Annotated in this window: 9 protein-coding genes and 1 pseudogene; 3 read left to right on the plus strand and 7 right to left on the minus strand. The window is 72.6% G+C overall.

Annotation, left to right across the window (positions count from 1 at the left end):
- Window positions 1-135: 135 nt before the first annotated feature.
- The 5 genes and pseudogenes from ABEA87_RS04225 to ABEA87_RS04245 all read right to left on the minus strand — a co-directional run bounded on the left by ABEA87_RS04225 (window position 136) and on the right by ABEA87_RS04245 (window position 5,382).
- Window positions 136-573 (minus strand): GNAT family N-acetyltransferase, encoded by a 438-nt coding sequence (locus tag ABEA87_RS04225; RefSeq protein ID WP_345626202.1) that lies wholly within the window; start codon window positions 571-573, stop codon window positions 136-138.
- An 83-nt stretch (window positions 574-656) separates the two neighbouring features.
- A pseudogene (locus tag ABEA87_RS04230) lies at window positions 657-761 on the minus strand (hypothetical protein); the annotation flags it as partial.
- Between the two features lie 150 nt (window positions 762-911).
- Window positions 912-2,000 (minus strand): phosphotransferase enzyme family protein, encoded by a 1,089-nt coding sequence (locus ABEA87_RS04235; protein WP_345626203.1) that lies wholly within the window; start codon window positions 1,998-2,000, stop codon window positions 912-914.
- Between the two features lie 125 nt (window positions 2,001-2,125).
- On the minus strand, window positions 2,126-2,701 hold the full coding sequence (locus ABEA87_RS04240; RefSeq protein WP_345626204.1) for a sigma-70 family RNA polymerase sigma factor: 576 nt from the start codon (window positions 2,699-2,701) through the stop codon (window positions 2,126-2,128).
- Window positions 2,702-2,889: 188 nt separating this feature from the next.
- Window positions 2,890-5,382, minus strand: a complete 2,493-nt coding sequence (locus ABEA87_RS04245) for a hypothetical protein (RefSeq protein WP_345626205.1) — start codon at window positions 5,380-5,382, stop codon at window positions 2,890-2,892.
- Between the two features lie 225 nt (window positions 5,383-5,607).
- Between ABEA87_RS04245 and ABEA87_RS04250 the strand changes: the two genes are divergently transcribed.
- Window positions 5,608-6,240, plus strand: a complete 633-nt coding sequence (locus tag ABEA87_RS04250) for a response regulator transcription factor (protein WP_345626206.1) — start codon at window positions 5,608-5,610, stop codon at window positions 6,238-6,240.
- A gap of 35 nt (window positions 6,241-6,275) precedes the next feature.
- On the opposite strand, the gene ABEA87_RS04255 is transcribed toward ABEA87_RS04250, so the two are convergent.
- Both ABEA87_RS04255 and ABEA87_RS04260 read right to left on the minus strand, forming a co-directional pair.
- Window positions 6,276-6,944, minus strand: coding sequence for a hypothetical protein (locus tag ABEA87_RS04255; protein WP_345626207.1), 669 nt, complete (start codon window positions 6,942-6,944; stop codon window positions 6,276-6,278).
- Window positions 6,945-7,938: 994 nt separating this feature from the next.
- Complete coding sequence (locus ABEA87_RS04260) at window positions 7,939-8,679, minus strand: hypothetical protein (protein WP_345626209.1); 741 nt, start codon at window positions 8,677-8,679, stop codon at window positions 7,939-7,941.
- A 119-nt stretch (window positions 8,680-8,798) separates the two neighbouring features.
- Here ABEA87_RS04260 and ABEA87_RS04265 point away from each other — a divergent pair, with 119 nt between their 5' ends.
- Window positions 8,799-8,930, plus strand: coding sequence for a hypothetical protein (locus tag ABEA87_RS04265; protein WP_345626211.1), 132 nt, complete (start codon window positions 8,799-8,801; stop codon window positions 8,928-8,930).
- Window positions 8,931-9,261: 331 nt separating this feature from the next.
- Window positions 9,262-17,769 carry a hypothetical protein gene (locus ABEA87_RS04270; protein WP_345626213.1) on the plus strand — a complete coding sequence of 2,836 codons (8,508 nt, stop codon included), beginning with the start codon at window positions 9,262-9,264 and terminating at the stop codon, window positions 17,767-17,769.
- The last annotated feature ends 11 nt before the right edge of the window (window positions 17,770-17,780 follow it).

Genomic DNA, 17,780 nt, shown 5'->3' on the forward strand with positions numbered 1-17,780 from the left:
CGGTCACCTGGCACCAGTTCGGTGCGCGCGCCTCTCGTCGGGGCGCGCGCACCCCGTGCTACGGCGGCCCGGCGGACGTAGGTGCCTCGGCCGTGTCTCCAGAAACGAGCCCTCGGTAGGCGCGGGCTTCCCGGCTCACAGAACGTTGGTCAGCCGATACACCTTCGAATCACGGAGCTCAAAGCCAAGTCGCTCGTACAACCGGTTCGCCGCCTCTCGCGACGGCCGCGACGTCAGATCGACGGTCCGGGCGCCATCGGCACGAGCCAGCCGGACAGCCTCCTGGGTCAGAGCAGCCCCGATACCGCGTCCCCGCGCGGCTTCGTCAACAACGACGTCCTCGATCCACGCCCTCATGCCCGTCGGGATGGGGAACATCACGAGCATCAGGGCACCCATGATCTCGCCGTCCACGCGGGCGACAAGAAGCCGGTTACATTTCCAGGCCACCAACTCGCGCAGCGCGTCCTCGTCGAAAGGCTTCGCGGATTGAGACAACTGTGGGAGCAACCGGGTGATCGCCCTCGTCACCTCGTCGCTGATGGCCCGCACGACCTCGATGCCAACGCTCATGGCGGCGACTTTACAACTCTCTACACGTAGCTGGTAAGTCGCTGGTGTTCGGGAGGCACGTCGGAGTGCGGCGCCCATGCGGGTCATGCCGCCGTACAGGTCGGTGTGGGTGATGAATCGCTGCCATTCCAACTGCCGAGGAACCCGAACTCCGTGCTGGCCGCGGCGCCGAGCGTGCCGTTGTAGCTGACGTTGCGGGCTGGTCCTGCGCCGCGCCGGGCTGGTCATGAGGCTGCGCGAGGGACGGCAGGTGATCTACACCCGAACCGCGAAAGGGGACGCCCTGACGTCGGGATGATCGGCCCCGCTCAAGCTGACCGACCCGGGCCGGTACGCGATCACCGTCGATGGCCGTCCCGCGCACCTGCCCCCGGCCGAGCGGAGATGGCCGCCAGCATGTCCTCGGCCTCGTCGAGCCGGTGCAGGAGCGTCGCCACGGTCTGCTGGCGCCGCACCCAGAACCGGTCGAGCGCGTCCTGGAACAGCCCCGGGCGCAGGTAGTGCTCCCTGATGCCGTAGACGCTGCGCAGCAACTGCAGCAGGGCCACCCGCGCACACGCGCGCACGTCCCCGGCGCGGACCTCCGGGTGTGCGCCAAGGTATCCCGCGACGAGCGCCTCGGCACCCTCCAGCCATGCCGGATCGGTGGCGATCGTATCGGGGTTGAACGCGATCCGGCCCAGTTCGTAGGCCAGAAGGAACGGATCGGGTGGGCGGAAGTCGACGACCGCGCTGAGCCGATCGCGGTCGAACAGGACGTTCACCAACGTGAAGTCACCGTGCAGCAGCTGTGTCGACAGGTCCGGCAGCGCTTCGACCAGCCGAGGCAGCCGGTCTATCATCCCGCGCCGCTCGTCCAGGGTGCGCGCCGCCACCTCGTCGAACGGTTCGGACGGGCCGGACCTGAGCCGGCCGGCCACGATGCCGCGAAGCTCGTCGATTCGTGCCGTCAGCGCGTCCGGGCGCAGCTTGGCACGCCAGCGCGCCACCTGATCGGGCGCCGCGGCGCCTCCCGGCAGCGCGGCGAACACCCGGTGGATGCGCCCGAGCGTGGCACCCAGCTGCTCGTACCGGGCGGCCGTCAGCCCTTCGATGACCACCGACCCGGGCATCCACTCCCAGACCGAGATCGCGGCGGTGCGCTCGATGACATCGCCGTCGACGGTTGGTACGACAGCCGGCACGGGTACCTCGTGCCGCGCCGCGATCACCGACTGCCCGATGGCGGCTTCCTCGGCCACCAGGTCGGTCCCGGGCGGGTAGCACTTGACGAAGACCTGACCGTCCCCGTACCGGGCGCGGTAGTTGACCGTCCCCTGCCCGATCGGCAACTGGGTGAGCTGCTGGGTGTGGAGCCCGTAGCGCTCGGACAGCACCGCGCTGATCGCACGCTGCCGTTCTTGAGACTTCTGGTCCGCCGAGCGCACGCCTCTCGCCTCCGTCTGCCAACCAATGGTGCCGGTGCGCCTATCCTGCTACGGCGACGAAGCGCATCGGATCCGCGTCCCGGTGGGGTTGCTGTCGCCCTGTCCTGGACCGGCGCGCTGGCTGGCTACGCGGCGATCTCCCGGTGCAGGTACTCGCGAACGGTCCTCAGTGCGTAGAACGATCGCGAGCGGACCGTGCCCTCCGGGATCCCGATGCCCTCGGCCGCCTCGGCCACCGACGCGTCCCGGTAGTAGAGCGCCACCAGGACCGTTCGGTGCTCGGGGGTGAGCCGCAGCAACGCGTCGCGCAGCGTTGCCCGGTCGAGCAGCTCTTCAAAGGTGTCCTCGGTGGACCGAACCCACGTCACGTCCTCGCCGCAGACCTCGACCGGCCGGGACAGCTTAGCCCGGGCCGCGTCGATGGCCAGGTTGCGGGCCACGGTGAACAGCCATCGGCGGACGGATTCCGCATTCTCCGGCAATTCCTCCAGCTTGCGCCAGGCTCGGAGCATCGTCTCCTGCAGGAGATCCTCGGCCGCCTCGACCAGGCCGTGCGTCTGGCGCAACAGGAAGCGGCGCAGCGGCCGGGCATTGGCTGTGAAGATGGTCTGCATACGGCGTTCACGTTCGGCCGCGTCCAGGCGTCCGGCGGAGACGTCGCCGAATTCCTCGGCGGGCGGTGGGCAGGCATGCGCGATCATGGGTAGCCTCCTCGCGTCGTGCGCTGGGATCAGGGGACCGGCTTCGACGAGGAAGTTAATGACTGCGAGGTCCCGGGCGACTGAGTCGAAAGGCCCAGGAGGGCCCAGGCCCGGACCCGGTTTACGCAGGTACTGGCGGGTAACCCACGCCTGGTCGGAGTACGGGAGACCCAGGCGAGGGTGACGAATCACCTCGCGGCGCTTGCGCCGGCCGCCGTGCCACCGTCGGAGGCCAGGAAATCGGTCAGCGGGACGCCGCCCGAACCGGGCACCGAGCGCCAGCTCAGTCGCCCCGGCGCCAGCACCTGCAGCACGGTCACCGTGTCGTAGTCGCGAGCCGGCAGGATCAGCTCGATCTTCTCGCCGTTCAACGCGCCGGCGCAGGACAGGACCGAGGAGAGTTCGGCGAGTTGGGCCGTGACCGCGCGCACATCGATGGCCCGCCGCCGGGGCACCCTCAGCTGCAGCAGCCGGTGCCCGGCTTTGGGCCGCGGCTTGCCGGACAGCATGGCCAGCGCGCCACCGGCGGCCGCGACCCGGGAGCCGGGCAGGAGTGCGTACGCGGTGGTGTCGGCCGCCCTCGGCCACCGGGGCACGTCGGCGGGTAGCCCGTCGATCCCGTGCCGGGCTCCGCGGCAGCGCAGCCGCAATGGCTGCTCGCCACCGAACTCGGGCCCGGGCCGGTACCCGCCGGCCGGGTCGGTGAGGTAGCCGGCGAGCAGCCGGGTCCGCTCCAGCAGCCCGCCGGGCAGCAGGTAGGACTCGCCCCAGCCGGACAACAGCAGCTGCAGCGTGGGCGGCACGTGCACGTCGATCGAGGACAGGTCGACGGCGCCGGCTTCGCCCACGCGTACGCGGACCAGGTTCTCCCCTGGGCGCAGTGAGTCCGGCGCGGGCGGGCGGAGCAGGCCGACCGCGAACAGGTGCGGCGTCGGTAGGCCGTCCTCGGCAACCTGATCGGGGGTGGCGCCGCAGATGACGTAGAGGTCGATCGGGTCGGCGTTGACCCGGGGACGATCGGCCAGCCAGTAGATGCCGTGCTTCAGCCGGGAGCGGGCGCTGTGCAGGCGCGGAGTACTGCCGGTGGGCGGCATCGGGAACGGGTTCCGGGACGGGACTGGCCCCCCGGCAAGCGCACGCTCGACCGGCGGCTTCTCCCCGGTAAGAGGATCATTGGGCGCGGCGTCGGGGTCGCACTCCGATCCGTCGCGGCCGGTGGCGGCCGGCGCCGGGTCCGGGACCACCTCGGACGTACGCCGAACCGGTCCTTGTCCTTCGGTCGAGCGTGAGCCGTCCGGACGAACGTCGGCCGGAAGCAGGATCCCGTCGGCCGAGCGCCAATGGGCGCTGTCCCCGTCGGCCAGCCGCTCCCAGGCCACCGGGCGGCCCTGGCGGTCGAGCGCCCGTGGAATACCGTTCCGCACGGCGATATCGGTCTCCGCCGGCAGCACCCAGATCCCGGCCCCCAGATCGTCGGCCAGCCACCGCCCGTGCCGCCGCAACCCCTGCCCGGCCCCGGCTGGGTAGGAGGCCAACAGCATCAGGTCCTCGCCGCGCCAGCCGGTCGACCGCAGCACCCTCTGGAACTCGCGCGGACCGAGCACGTGTGGGCCGGATCCGGCGTGCTGCACGGCCCAGCGGCCATCCGGCAGCACGGTCAGGTCGACCGCGAACAGACCGCCCCGCGGGGCCACCTCGGCGTACCAGTGCCTGGCGGCCCGCCAGCGGTCCGGTGGCACGCTGATCAGCGGTACACCGTCGGTGGAGCGGGTCAGCAGCTCACCGGCCGGAGAGAGCCGCCCGTCGGCGTCCGACTCAAACCGGGGGATGCCGGCCAGCGTAGGCGAGTAGACCCGCCAGGTCGCCGGGCGACCGTCCCGGGCGCTCACGCTCAGGTCGCGGCAGCCGTCGAGCACTTCGGTGGTGGCTTCCGGCGCCGGCGCCCACACGATGGCACCGGTGGTCTCGGCGAAGTTGCGCAGGTTGCGGTCCAAGCGCTCCTGCTCGTCGCGGTCGGCCGGCCAGGCGATCCACATGCGGACCTCGGTGCCGTACAGGGGCAGCTCGGCCAGCGACGCGGCCAACCGTCGGCCGTCGGCCACCTCGTGCCCGCCGGCATAGTCACCGACCACGAACCCACCGGCCCGGACCGCGGCCCCGATCGTGGTCAGTTCGGCGTGGCCGGGCAGCAGCGTGGCCGCGGCGGCCCGGCGGGCCACGAAATCGGCCCGGGTGGCCAGCATCAGACCGCCGGGCAGCGGCAACGTCACCGTGCCGGTACGCTCGCGGACCACACCGTCGCTGGTGTCGTACCAGCCGGGCAAGTCGGTGGCCATGGCCGGCGGCTGCACAACCCGCCAGTCGGCCGGGCAGGCGGTGGCCGCATCGACGGGCGTGGCGGCGTCGAGGGATGGGGCGGCGTCGGCGCGCCCGGACGGCCAGCGCGTCTCGCCGCCGGCCGGGGTGATCAGCACGTCCCTGCCGAGCAGGCCGGCCAGCTCGGCGAAGACCGCCGCGTGCCGCCCGGCGCCGGCCATCACTATGCGGACGTCGTCCCCGGCCCCACCGGTCCGCTGGACCAGTTCAGCCAGGCCGTGCGCGTCCATCGGCGTGCCGCTCCGCGGGCCGCGCAGATCGCCGTCCGGCCCGGGCACGAGTTCCACGTCGAACAGACCGTCCAAGCGCCGGTATGCCGTCGGGGGTCGGCTCGTCGCGAGCGCCGGCGGCGGGCCGGCCGGGGCGCTGAGCCCGCTGGGACCACTGACCGTCTGCACACCCCTTTCGACGGATGAACCGGCCGACTCTTCTCAACCGAACTGGTAGTTGCGTTGAACACCGCGACCGGGGCGATCGTCGTCGAGAGAGAGGAGGTCGTCGTGGGCGGAAGTCGGGTAACGGTTGCGATCGTGTGCGAGCAGCCGATGGCGCGGGCCGGCCTGGAGCAGGTCGTTCAGGACTGCCCCGGGGTTGCTCTCTGTGCCTCCGTGCCCAGCGTCGAGGACCTGGAGACGGCCCGGCCGCTGGAGGACAATCAGGTCACGATCATCGACCTGCCGCAGGTGCCGTACCGGCCGGCGCTGGAGATCATCGCCAAGCTGGCCGTGAGCGGGCCGCCGCTGGTCTCCTCATCCTGGGATCAGCCGCCGACGCTGCTGGCCGCGATCCGGGCCGGGGCGCGGGGGCTCATCACGCGTTATTCGGACCATCGTTCGGTGACACAAACACTGCTGACCGTGGCCGACGGCGGGGTGGGGGTCTCGCCAGAGCTGGCCGACAGGTTTCTGGCCGAGGTGTCCCGCCCGGCCGAGGTGGACGACAGCGGGCTGGCACCGCGCGAGGTGGAGACGCTGCGGTGGATCGCGCTCGGCTTCACGCACACACAGATCGCCACCCGGATGGGTCTGTCGCCCGCGACGGTGAACACGTACGCCAAGCGCATCCGGGCCAAGCTGAACGTCAGCAACAAGGCGGAGCTGACCCGCGTGGCGATCGAACTCGGGCACCTGGCTCAAGGCCAGCGCCGATATCCCGCCCGCTGAGGGCCTCGCCGCGCTTAGCAGCTGGACGGGCGCGGTCAGGTCGGGTTGACGCGCAGGGCCCAGCGGGATCGGGCCACCTCGCCGATGATGACGGGCGTGGGACCGCCGGAGGCCCGGGAGAGGCGGGCGGCGTCGGCGTCCGGACCGGTGAGACGGCCGCATACGACGATTCCGGGTGAGTCCAGTCCCCCTACGTCGGCCATGCTCGCCACCCGCCGGCAGCCGGCCGGCAGCGTGTCGCCGAACAGTCCGTCGCCCACCACCGCGACACCGTGACCGCCGGCCAGCACCTGCCGGATCAGCCGCAACGCGTACTTCTCGCAGTCCGGTAGCGCGCCGGTCACGGTGAACACGTCGGGACAGCACCCGAGGTCCAGGTGCAGGCGACGACCGTCCCGGTCGCCGAGCACGACCGGCAGTGCCGCGGCCGGCGGCGCCTGTCCGCCCGACCGCCACCCGTAGGCCCGGTCGGGACGGTCGCCGGCCACTCCGACCAGCGAGACCGCCACCTGGCTGCCGTCCACGACCAGGTCCGCGACGAGATGGCCGGTCGGAGTGTCCTCGTCGGAGGGCGGCTGCCCCCCGACGTTCGTCCCGACCGAGCCGCCGCGCCCGGCGGGAGGCGGTCCGGTCGGGGACGGTTCGGCTTCGGGCGACTCGGCCGGCGCCGGTCCCGCGGACGATGATCCGCCCGGTTCCGGCACGTCGACCTTCCCGACACCGCCGGCGCCCTCCGAGGACCAGGCAACGTCGGGCTCGCCGGAGCCAGAGTCGTTGCCAGCCGGACGAGTTGGAGCCCCCGGGTGGCCCGCCGCGCCGGAGCCAGCAGCAGTGGCCGGTCGCGTCGGAGTAGTCGGAAGGGAATCCTCCGCCGAAGGCGTACCGCGCTCGGCCGGACGGGAAGACTCGCGGTCGGCGCCGCGCTCCCCGTTCTCGGACGGCCAGTCCGGCGCCGCAAGCCGCGCTGGCGGCTTCGACCGCTCCGGTCGCGCGGGCCGAGCCGGTGCACTCGGCCGCGCAACCGGCGATCCCGGCCCGGCCTCGCCCGGCCGCTCCGGTCCCCGGGGCCGATTCAGCGACTCCACAAGACCGTTCCCCCCGGGAGGAGGCGGCGACGCGGGCGCGAGCGGCGCAGCCGTTGCTTTCTGCTCCTCCCTCGCCCGCTTCGGCGCCGCCGCGCGCCGCCCGCCCCGCACCACCACCACGGCGGCGATGAGCAGGACGAGCGCCGCGCAGACGCCGCCGAACAGCACGAGCTGTTGCTTCTTGCCCGCGCCCGCCGTCGAGGCCGTCGACGAGGTTGCCTCCGACGGCGCCGGCCCGGCCGCCGGCGGCGACGCTACGGCCGACACCCTGGGTAACAGTCCAGTATGGACACCCGTACCCTTGGCGTCCGGCGGCAGAATCAGAATCCAACCCGGTGACAGTACGAGCGGATCGGTCAGCTTCCCGCCGTCTGGCTGCGTGCGCCCCTCGTTCAGATCGAAGATCTCTCCGGACCGGTTGCCGTTCCCGAGCGTGTTGGCCGCGATCTCGTAGAGGGATTCCCGCTGGCCTCCGGAAGGCTTGGCCACGACGTAATACCTCCCGGTCCCCGAAGGCGTCGGGCTCGGAGCTGCCACGGCCGCCCCCGCACCGAGTACCAGGCCGGCGAAGACCAGCGCCAGCAGGACGACGCCCGCGCGCGCTCTGCGACCCTCAGCCACCGCAGGTCACCCGCAACGCTGAGATAGCGATACGGTCGCCCGGCTTGGCCGGCACTCCGCGGTCGGTCAGCCGGACCGCGAACTCGCTCCCGCGCAGCGGGAACGTCCCCGCCGCGACCCACTGCCCACCGCTGCTCGACTGGTCGATGGTGAAGTCGGCGTAGGCCGCTCCGGCCCGGCCGGCCATCACCGCGTAGTGCACCGCGGTGGCGCCGGTGTCGGCGGCCGTGGTGCTGCGCGGCACGTAGAGCTCCACCCGGCACTGGCTTCCGGTCGTCGGCACGAACCACCACTGCACGTACTGCGCGTTGTCGTCCGTCGTCGCCTTGCCCGACATCGGAATGGTCTCGAACGTGCTGCGACAGCCGCTGGCCGACCAGCCGCCCTCGGCCACGGTCCTCCACTGCGCGCTCCGCCCGATCGCCTCGAAACCGTGATCAGTGGCGCCGGTGCAGTCCCAGCCGGCCACCGCGGTGTAGACGGCGGCGCCCGCCGAGGAGGATGCCGTGACGGCGCCGGCCGAGACTGGCTTGACGATATTCCAGAAGACACCGGCGACCACGGTGAGCAGTGACACGACCGCGGTGACGGTGATCAGCGTGGGCAGGGTGACGCTCCGCCGTTCGCTGGCCGGCACCGGACCGGCGTGTTCCACGAATGCGGACACGAACTCGGTGCGCCGGCGCACCGCCCGCCGGGCCGGCGTCTCGGCCGGCTCGCTGGTATCTATCATCAGTCGGGTACGACGGACGGGGCCCCGGCCGCGTTCACTCACCCGTCGCCTCGGCGTGCTGGCCGAGGTGCCCGCAGCGGCGTCGGGCCGGCCGGGGGCCTCGCGGCACAGCTGTGGAGATGCAGGCCGTGCAGTTCGGGATTTTCTCGGTGAGCGACATTACTCGGGATCCGGTGTCGGGGCAGACCCCGAGCGAGGCGGAGCGCATCGACGCCGTGGTGGCAACGGCTTCCGGCGTCGTTGGTGGGTGACCCCCGGCTTGCCACGAAGTGCCGAATACCTGAATTTCCGGCAGCGCACAGCCGTACCCGCGTGGCCCCTGGTGGGTGTCTCACCGCGACGACGGCGTTCGTTCGACGCTGTCCCCATGGGACGGTCATGCGACCACTGACCCGCGACAACGGTCGACGTGTGTCTCTTGTGGACTGACCTGATCCGTCGACGATCCGGATAGCCTCCGGCAGAGCGGGACACTTGATCAAGGCGCTTCGTCGCTCGGTGCCTCTGGCTATGCTCTCCCGTATCGACAGCCTGTGAGCTACGGGAGGCAGTGCGGTGCCCGGCGGTTGCGATGACATCCTGTTGAGTGCGACGCCAACCGGGGCGCTGGTCCTCACCGGCCAGCTGACTCAGACCGGCCATCCGGTGGCGGCGGCCATCGCGAACTCCGCCGATCCGGCCGGCGCCGCCAGGCTGGTCCACCTGGTCGAGGAGGATCCGCTGGCCGGGCACGGCCAGCGGTATCTGGGCGGCCAGCCCAACGGGAACGCCCTGGTGGTGGTCTCCTGGCTGGACCAGGCCTACCCCGACGAGGTGGGCCTCGCCGACCACGTGGCGCGGGTACAGGCGCGGGCGGATTTCTACGGCCTGCCGGTGCAGATCCCACCGGTACCGGCGGGGCTGCCCGACGGGCTCCTGCGGCAATCGCCGCGCCTGGTTCCGGTCGACGTCCGTGGCGAACAGGCGCCGTGGGAGGCGGCCCAGGCGGTATGGGTGCTGCCCCGCGCCCGGGCGGCGATGCGCGAGGCACTGCACGAGGCGCTGGACCTCGCCGCCGACGCGGACGGCCCCGAGCCGTCCGGGCAGCGCCTGGCGCAGTACCTGGAACGGGTGGCCGAGATCCGGCAGTCGCACGGGCTGTCCGGTCCGACCGGAGACGATGAGTTCGACTTCGCCTTCGGGGCGTACGTGGCGCGTTACGGCTTACCCGCCGGGGCCGACGCGGACGCGCTGCGACGCTCGGTGCTGCCGATGACGCCGCGACAGCTCGCCGCGGCGACGGGCGCCACCGACGGTTTCCGGCAGGTCGACGCGGGGGCACTGCTCGCCGCGCTGCGGGCCGCGCCCGGTTCGGTGGTTCTGGTGTCGCACCAGCTCAACACCATGGCCCGTCCTCGGGTCTCGATGCTGGTCTCCGGTGGTCTCGGCGCGGGGTTGCGGTGGGTGGAGCCGCGCGGCGGCAGCGCGGCGGTCCGGGTGAATCCCGCGGGCGACGACTGGCGGATGGTGGCGCTGAGGGACCGGGCGACCCGGGTCCTGGTCTTCGACCCGTCCGGCGCCCTCGCCGCCGAGGTACCCGTACCACCGCCGCCCGCGCCCGCGGTACCCGCCGATCGCCAGGCCGGAAGCGAGCCGACCGAGCCGCAGGCGCCCAGCGGCCCGCGACCGGCCTCCGGCGGGTCCTTCCTGGGCAAGAATCTGCGGCGGGTCGTGTACCGCCCGCCCCGCGCAGACGGGTTCGTCAAGGGCGGCAGGGCCCGCAAACGGGGTGCGCTGCCGCCCGGCGACCAGAACCGCGTGGCGCGGCTGCGGCGACGGTTGGCTGAGTTGCTCGCGCCGCGCCCCGATGCCGGACCTGGCATCGGCCCGGCCGACCTGGTCGCCGACCTGGCCGGCATGGGCGTGCTCAGCGACCAGGGCAGCCCGAAGGCGATCGCCGCCCAGGGCGACGCGCTGATTCGCCGGTTACCCGCCACGAGCGGCCCGGCGGTCGACCTCGTCTGGGCCCGGTTGTTCGACTCGCGCGCGGACACCAGCAGCGAGAAGGTCGTCCAGGCACTGGAGCTGGCGACCAACTCCTTCATCGATGTCACCCCCGACCTGCTGGGCGCCGAGGTCACCGCCGACGGTGAGAACCTCACGTTGCACCTGCTGACCGAGTCGGGGACCGTGCGGACCGCGGACCGCGAGGGTTTCGTCGCGATGGCGATCCGGCTCATCGACGACCCGAACGGGGAGATCGGTGCATCCCGGACCTCACCGGTCGAAGTACGGCGCCAGAACGACCAGCTCGAGCTGGTGGTACGGCGCGACGCCAGCGACGCGGCGCTGCGGGTGGGCGTGGCCGGGGCGCTGGCCCAGTGGCTGGCCACCCAGCCGGCGCCGGGTGCCGGCGCGGCGGCCCCAGCACCCGCGACACCGGACGACAACGAGGCCGCCGCGCGGCGCCACATCGCCGAGCTGACGGCGCTCAAGCAGCTCGGCAACGCCCGGTCCCGCTTCGGTCGGGCGCGCCGCGCGGTCTTCCCTGCGAAGTTCCACAAGCAGGTGATCGATCGAGCGGCGCGGGATGTGCTAGCCCGTGCGCGGACGTTGTTGGCCAGCCAGCAGCTCAGTGAGGGCACCGCCCGAGCCCTGGCCGACGCGCTGCACGGCCGGGTACCCACGTCGACGGCGAGCCCGCTGTCCACCGATCCCGGATTCGACCTGGCGCTGGCACGCCGGATGCTCTCGGCCATCCCATCGGTCGCCTCCACGGTCGTGTCCGGTCAACTCGCCGGCCGGAGCGCGGGTTTGACGGCGTCCGCCGCGGGGAGCAGCGGGGTCGGCGGGCTCGCCCAGGCCGGGGCCGACGCCGTCGCCCAGCGGCTGTTCAGCGGGGCGAAGCCGTCCGGACCGAGGCAGGAGTCCGAACCCGGGCTGGTCAGCCGCGCCCCGTTGCGCCAACCGGCCCGCGCGGGGCTGGTCGGCAACCTGGTCAAGCAGGCACCCGCCGGCCTGAGCCGGGCGCTGGTCAGCCTCGTCGCGCTGGGGGCCACCGGCTCGCCGACGGCGGGGGCGGAGGGGCTTCTCCTGACCTTCGGATCGGGTGGCGGCATGGGCCTGCTCGACTACCTGATGTTCCACGAGACCGCGGTCGGCGCGAAACGGTTCAAGCATGAGCTGGAACGGACCGTGGACCACGTCCGCAACGACGCCGTGGAGCGGCTGTACCACCTGGTGCGGGAGCTGATCCGCAGGCAGGAGCAGCGCAACGTGGCCGGCCAGGGCGGGGATCGGCCGGTACTCACCGCCCGGGAGCAGCGGAGCCTACGAGAGGCCCGGCTGCTGGTGGCGGACATGATGCGCGGGATCCAGCAGGAGGTGACCAGCCTGCTGGAGGAGAGGCAGGGGCTGCTCCGTCGACCGCTCAGCGAGTTCGCCTGGCTGCGTTCGAGGCGGACCGCCGGGAGCGGATCGGTCGAGAGCCCGCAGGGCCTGCCCGTCGCACCCGGCGCCAGCAGGTACGGCCCGTCGCAGACCTATGACCAGATGGTGCGGGGTGTCCGGCGCGAGTCGACGAACCCGTTGGTCGACGCCACCTGGTGGGGTGGATTGGCGACGGCGGGGCAGGTACCCCAGCTCATCCTGGGGATGCTCGAACAGAGCGCGGTCGGTCTGCTCGACGTCAACGTAGTGTCCGCCGCCATAGCCTCCGTCATCTACGGAGTGGGCTGGGGCGCCCTGCGCCCCGTGGAGGCGTTCCTCGCGCAGGTCGCGATGTCCTGGGACACCCGGCAGCGACTGTCCTACGTCGGCGACGGACTGAGGTACCTGCTGCAGGCCTACGGCGACGAACAGCCGGCCCGGTTCGACCGTGGCGAACGGATCGACGTGACCGAGGACGGGGCGAGCGCCTCCGTGCCGGGCACCGCGGCCACGCGCCCGCCGGGACGGGAGAAACTGGCGCCGCCGGTGCCCATCGATGAGACGGTCAAACTGAAGCAACGCCGGTACATGCGGCGGCTCGGCGCCGCGACCGCCTACGGCCGGGCCCTGCGAGAGGCAGGAAGGCCGGCGGAGGTCTCCAACCGGCTGCAGCTGCTCTACAAGCACCTGCTGTCGACCATGGTCTACGCCCCCACCTCCGCGCTGTTGGGCACCCTGGTGTTCCCTCTGGCCGGCCCGGTGCTCGCCGCGACCGTGGTGGGCGGGGTGGTAGGCCGGATCACCATGGCCGCCGGGGAGAATCTGGTACGGACCAGAGTCCCCACGTACCAGCTCTTCAAGCTCAAAAACACGATCGAGGAGCAGAGACGGCGACCGATCAACCGGTCGAAGATGGTGGCGCAGATCGAGGAGCTGGCCCAGGTCGCCGCCGAGGCCCACGAGCAGATCCAGCCGGTGGAGCGGGTGCCACGGTCGACCCGGCGATTCCTGCGGTGGACGGTGGCCCCGTACGCGCAACGCCGACTGCGACAGGGATACGGCCTCATGCGGTGGGCCGACCGGCGGGTCGCGGACGCGCTGCGCCGCCAGGAACCGCCGGTGCTGTCCCGGGGGCCGGCCCCGGCCGGAAACCTGCGGCTGGCTCCCCGGGACGTGTCGAACGCCTGGAAACTGCGGGAGTTGGCGCGCGAGTGGGACCGGGTGGGCGCCCCGGGGTACAGCGCGCGGGCCGACCTCGACCCGCAGCGCATCGGCGAGCAAGCCGTCGTCCTGCTCGACAGGCTGGGTCTGCGCGCCGAGCAGGATCCAGACGCGCGGCGGTGGAACGCGGCCGCCGCCTACCTGCGCCGCGGCCGGCTGGGCCACGACATTGACCGGTCCGGGCTGCGCGAGCTGCGCGGCCTGCGACCGGGCAGCCCGGCGGGGCAGATCGCCCCGGATGGCGTCGGGGCCGACGGGCTGGTGGCGGCGATCAATGCCGCCCGGGCCGAGGACCGGCTCGCCACCCAGTTGTGGGCCGCCATCGATACCGGACACGCCGGGCCGGCTCAGTTCCACGTACGCGGCGGCGGCCTGGTCAAGGTCTTCCCCCAGGGCGGGCACCGGTTCCTGCTGTCGGTGTCGGCCGGCACCGCTCAGACCGACAACACCCGCGCCGTGCTGCGGCCCGCCCACGACGACCTCCTGCACATCACCACCGGCACCTACCGCGACGAACCGCTGGCCCTGTCCATCAACCCGCGGGAGCTGGAACAGCCGGCCCGGTTGGCCGAGACCCTGGACTGGGCGGTGCGGCAGGCCGTCGCCGACCAGGCCCGGTCCCAGCGGGTCAAGGCGCTGCTGGAGCAGCCGGAGCCGGAAGACGTCCTGCTGTGGCGCACCGATCCGCAGGGCCAGCCGATCCCCGGCGGGGTGCACCTGCCCTCCTCCGCCCAAGGCACCCCCGCGGATTTGATCAGGGCCCAGGCGATCGGGGCCCTGCCGACCTTCGAGGGCTGGCGGGTACTGTCCGCCGACTACGATCCGGTCACCCGGAGGGCGAACCGTACCGTCACCGACCTGGACCAGCAGGGCCGCTCGGTGACGAGCCAGCAGACCATGACCGAGCAGGAGTTCATCGACTGGTACGCGAGCCTGCCGGGCAGCGCGGATCACCCGGTGATCCTGCTGCTGAGCAACGGCGCCCGGTACCGTGACCACCATGGCTCGCTGGCTCGCCGCTTGGGCCAACGGATCGGCCAGGACGTGGTCGCCAGCGCGGATGACGTGCTGCTGGACGAGGACAATCGGCTGCGCGCGGTACGGGTGCGGCCCCGGACCGGCGGCTCGGTCGACCCGGCGACCGCCCGGCCCGGCATGTGGTGGCACCTTCCCGCCGACCGCGGGCGCCAGGCGCCGCTGGGCAGCGAGCTGGCCACCGGCATGGCAGCGGTTCTCCACGTCGCCTCGCACCTCGATGACGTGCCGGCCACGCATCCCGCGGTGGCCTGGGCCGCACCCGACGCCCCACCCGAGACGCCGCCGCCGGGCCCGGGGTTCTTCCTGGACGACGCCCAGCGGGTACGCATCGGCACGCCCGCCGGCGTGCCGGTCGGCTGGTACGCGATCGGGGGCGCCTCGGCGCACCTCGCCCTGCGCTGGCTGTGGCTGGGCGGACCGGCCCGGCCGGTACCCCTGAACGAGCTGGCAGGCGACGACCTGCGCTCCCCCGGGCTGGACGCGGCGCAGTGGCCGTCGGGCCCCGACGAGCAGGTCAACCTGCTGCGGGCCATGCTCGCCCGGCGCACGAGACGCCCGGTGACCGTGCATCCGCACGACGCGCTGCCCCCGACGCTGGCCGAGGGTAGCCGGCTCATGTTCGCCGGCGTGGGCGGGCAGGTGGCCGCGGCCCTGGTCCGATCCGGCGGCGCCCTGCTGGCGTACCGGCCGGCGAGCCCGGACCGGGCGGCCATCGAGGTGTCCCGGGACGGCTTCGTGGCCGGCAACGGCCCCGGCCGGTATCTGGTGCTGGACCCGGTGCCGGGCCTGGCCACCGACCCGGACAGCGTGGTCCTCCCGTCCTGGTCGGATGACGGGCCGGCCGCCGGCCACGCGGACCTCGACCACACCCTCGCCCCGGCCGTGATGGCCAAGCGGGTCAAGGAGCACGAGCAGCCGGCGGGCGGCATCGACGTCAAGGGCGCGCTGGTGGCCGGCACGGAGGTGAGTCTCAATCCGGCCTGGATGCCACTGTCCGACTTCGCCCGGGAGGTGTGGGAGAAGCGCCCGGCGGCAAGGTGGCTGTTCGCCGTGACAGACAACGGCGAGCCCTTCATCGGCGTATTGAAGGCCGATGAAGCCCTCCTGCCGGAGGAGCGCGACGCGCTGCGGGGTGCCATCGACCCGGACCTGGACGAGTACCTCGGTTACGAGATGGGCCACGTCACGGTGGGTGCGCGCTTCGACGAGGCGGCTCTCGAACCGGACCTCGCCTTCGTGGGTAGGGTCCGGATCGCCGGTGAGCTGCTGCGCCGCGACGGAGCCTGGGTGATCAACGACCGGTCCGGCCGGTACATGCATTTCAAACTGCGCCCGAACACGACCCGGGACCAGGCCGTGGGGTGGCTGCGCGCCGTGGCCCAGCAGGTGGCCGACCAGACCGACGAGCCGGTGCGGCTGGAGTTCGTCCGGAACGCGGAGCCTCGCATCATCGAGGTGAGCACATACCTGCGGGGGCGATCGGCACTCGACGCGTCGCGGCCGGACGGCTCTGGGCCGCAGACCGTTGTGCGCTACCGGTTGGCGGCCCAGCCGAAGCTCTGGACCGCGCTGTTCAAGGTACATCTCGTCGCCGGCGACGGCGTCGGGGAGACCGAGCTGGACCAGGTGCGTCGCGATGCCCTCAGCGGCGTGCGGACGTTCCTCAACGCGCCCCGCTACAAGGTGGTGACCGGCGCCGACGGCACGAAGGCGTCGCTGAACATCCAGCTGGACTTCGTCGACGCGGCCGATGAGGCACACGCGGTGATCGACGTCGGCGCGGGCCAGGCATCGGGCAGGATGACTCAGCGCCGATGGTTGCCCGGCGCCGCGCCGGAGGCGTACGCCCAAGCCGTCGCCCTGTACCTGGGGATGCCGCGGTTGCCGCTGGGCGAGCTGGCCTCCGTGCAACTCGCCGGATTCCTCGACGTGGCCACCCCATTCGTCGCGGCTGACCCGCCCCCGTCCGCGCCGGCCGCCGCGGTCGATACCGGGGCCGTCGCTCCCGAGGTCGTCACACCGCGGGTTCCCACGCCCGAGGCGGCGCCGTTCCCGGCTCCCAGGGGCGCCAGATTGCTGGACGGCGTCATGCTGGTGGGTTCGCAGAGCGCCTGGGAGCCGTCGAGCAAGACCCAGGCGACGATCGTCGCGGCGGCCCAGGCATCCCGGCGACCGGTGATCGCGGTCAAGGTGCAGCCCGATGCCACGGTGGAGGAGCTGGAACCGCTCGACGAGTTGCTGCTGCGGTACTCGCGGTTCGGCACCCGGCCGGTGGTGGTGACCCTGGCGGAGTCGCGGGAGGCCCTTCGGGTGATGCAGCGGTACGAACCGGTGCTGATCCGCGGCCGGACCTCCAACTTCGATGAGTGGTGGGAGCTGCCCGAGCCGGACGGTACGATGCGACGCGCCGGACGGGGCCGGATTGACGAGCTGCTCGCCGCGGCCGACCCGGTGGTACCCGACGTGCACCGCCTGGCCCTGCCTCCGACGCTGGCCGGCCTGCTGGCCCAGAACAGCTGGCCGGAGCGGGAGCGGTACCTGCGCGCGCACGCGGACGACCTGCTGCAACCGGACGTGACGGACGCCCTGCGGGTGCTGCGCGACCGCTATGCCCGCCAGCGCGCGGAGTTCGTCGAAGAGCACCTGGACGAGATTCTCGACGGCGCGGCCAGCCAGGGGCGCGCGGAGTTCACCGACGAGCACCGGGCGGAAACCGTCGATGGCGCGGCCGGCGAGAAGTCGCAGCGGCTCCGCGAGAAGGCCAAGCGGATCAACCGCGAGCTGCGGCTGCACGACGTGCGGGCCGGACTGGTCGGGGCGACCCACGCGATCCTGCGACTGGTAGAGGCGGCGGGCGGGGTCGCGCCCGCCTCGGAGCCGAGGTTCGTGCTTCCGGAGGCGGCAGCCACGGCGCACACCGCAGCGCCGCAGGCCGGAACGCCCCGGCCCATGCCGAGAACGCCGCTGCGCGAGACATTCGCGTTCGACTTTCTCGCCTCGCCGCGCCCCACCCGCGCCCGGTGGTACGAAACCCTCCTGCGGGTCACCGCGGAGGGAATACTGACCGCCGCGCAGATGGCCGATCTGGCCGGTGGAGTCGTCGACGCGGGGCCGGACGATCACGGCCTGACCCACGCGAAGGTATTCCGGGCCATCCACCTGGTGATGCGGATGACCGAGCCGGAGCTGACCGCCCAGGGCTCCGGGGACCTCGTACGGCGGGAGGTCAGCGGTTGCCGGCTGACGCCGCAGGAAAAGTTGGCATGGGTGAACCAGATCGACGATTTCATCGCCGCGACCACGGGGGTCAGACCCCCCGGGTTCACCGGCTCGCCGCAGGACTCGAAGAAGACCGTGGACGCCGTCGGCGGGGCGCGCGCCGAACTGCTCAACCTCATCACCGAAACCCTCGCCACCTGTTAGCGAACGGCCCG

The sequence above is a fragment of the Rugosimonospora acidiphila genome, from assembly GCF_039543385.1.
Taxonomy (GTDB): Bacteria; Actinomycetota; Actinomycetes; order Mycobacteriales; family Micromonosporaceae; genus Rugosimonospora; species Rugosimonospora acidiphila.

What these genes read in the sequence shown, in the direction of transcription:
- ABEA87_RS04225 (WP_345626202.1), bottom strand. Translation starts at nt 573, where the DNA reads ATGAGCGTTGGCATCGAGGTCGTGCGGGCCATCAGCGACGAGGTGACG.
- ABEA87_RS04240 (WP_345626204.1), bottom strand. Translation starts at nt 2,701, where the DNA reads ATGATCGCGCATGCCTGCCCACCGCCCGCCGAGGAATTCGGCGACGTC.
- ABEA87_RS04260 (WP_345626209.1), bottom strand. Translation starts at nt 8,679, where the DNA reads ATGATAGATACCAGCGAGCCGGCCGAGACGCCGGCCCGGCGGGCGGTG.
- ABEA87_RS04265 (WP_345626211.1), top strand. Translation starts at nt 8,799, where the DNA reads ATGCAGGCCGTGCAGTTCGGGATTTTCTCGGTGAGCGACATTACTCGG.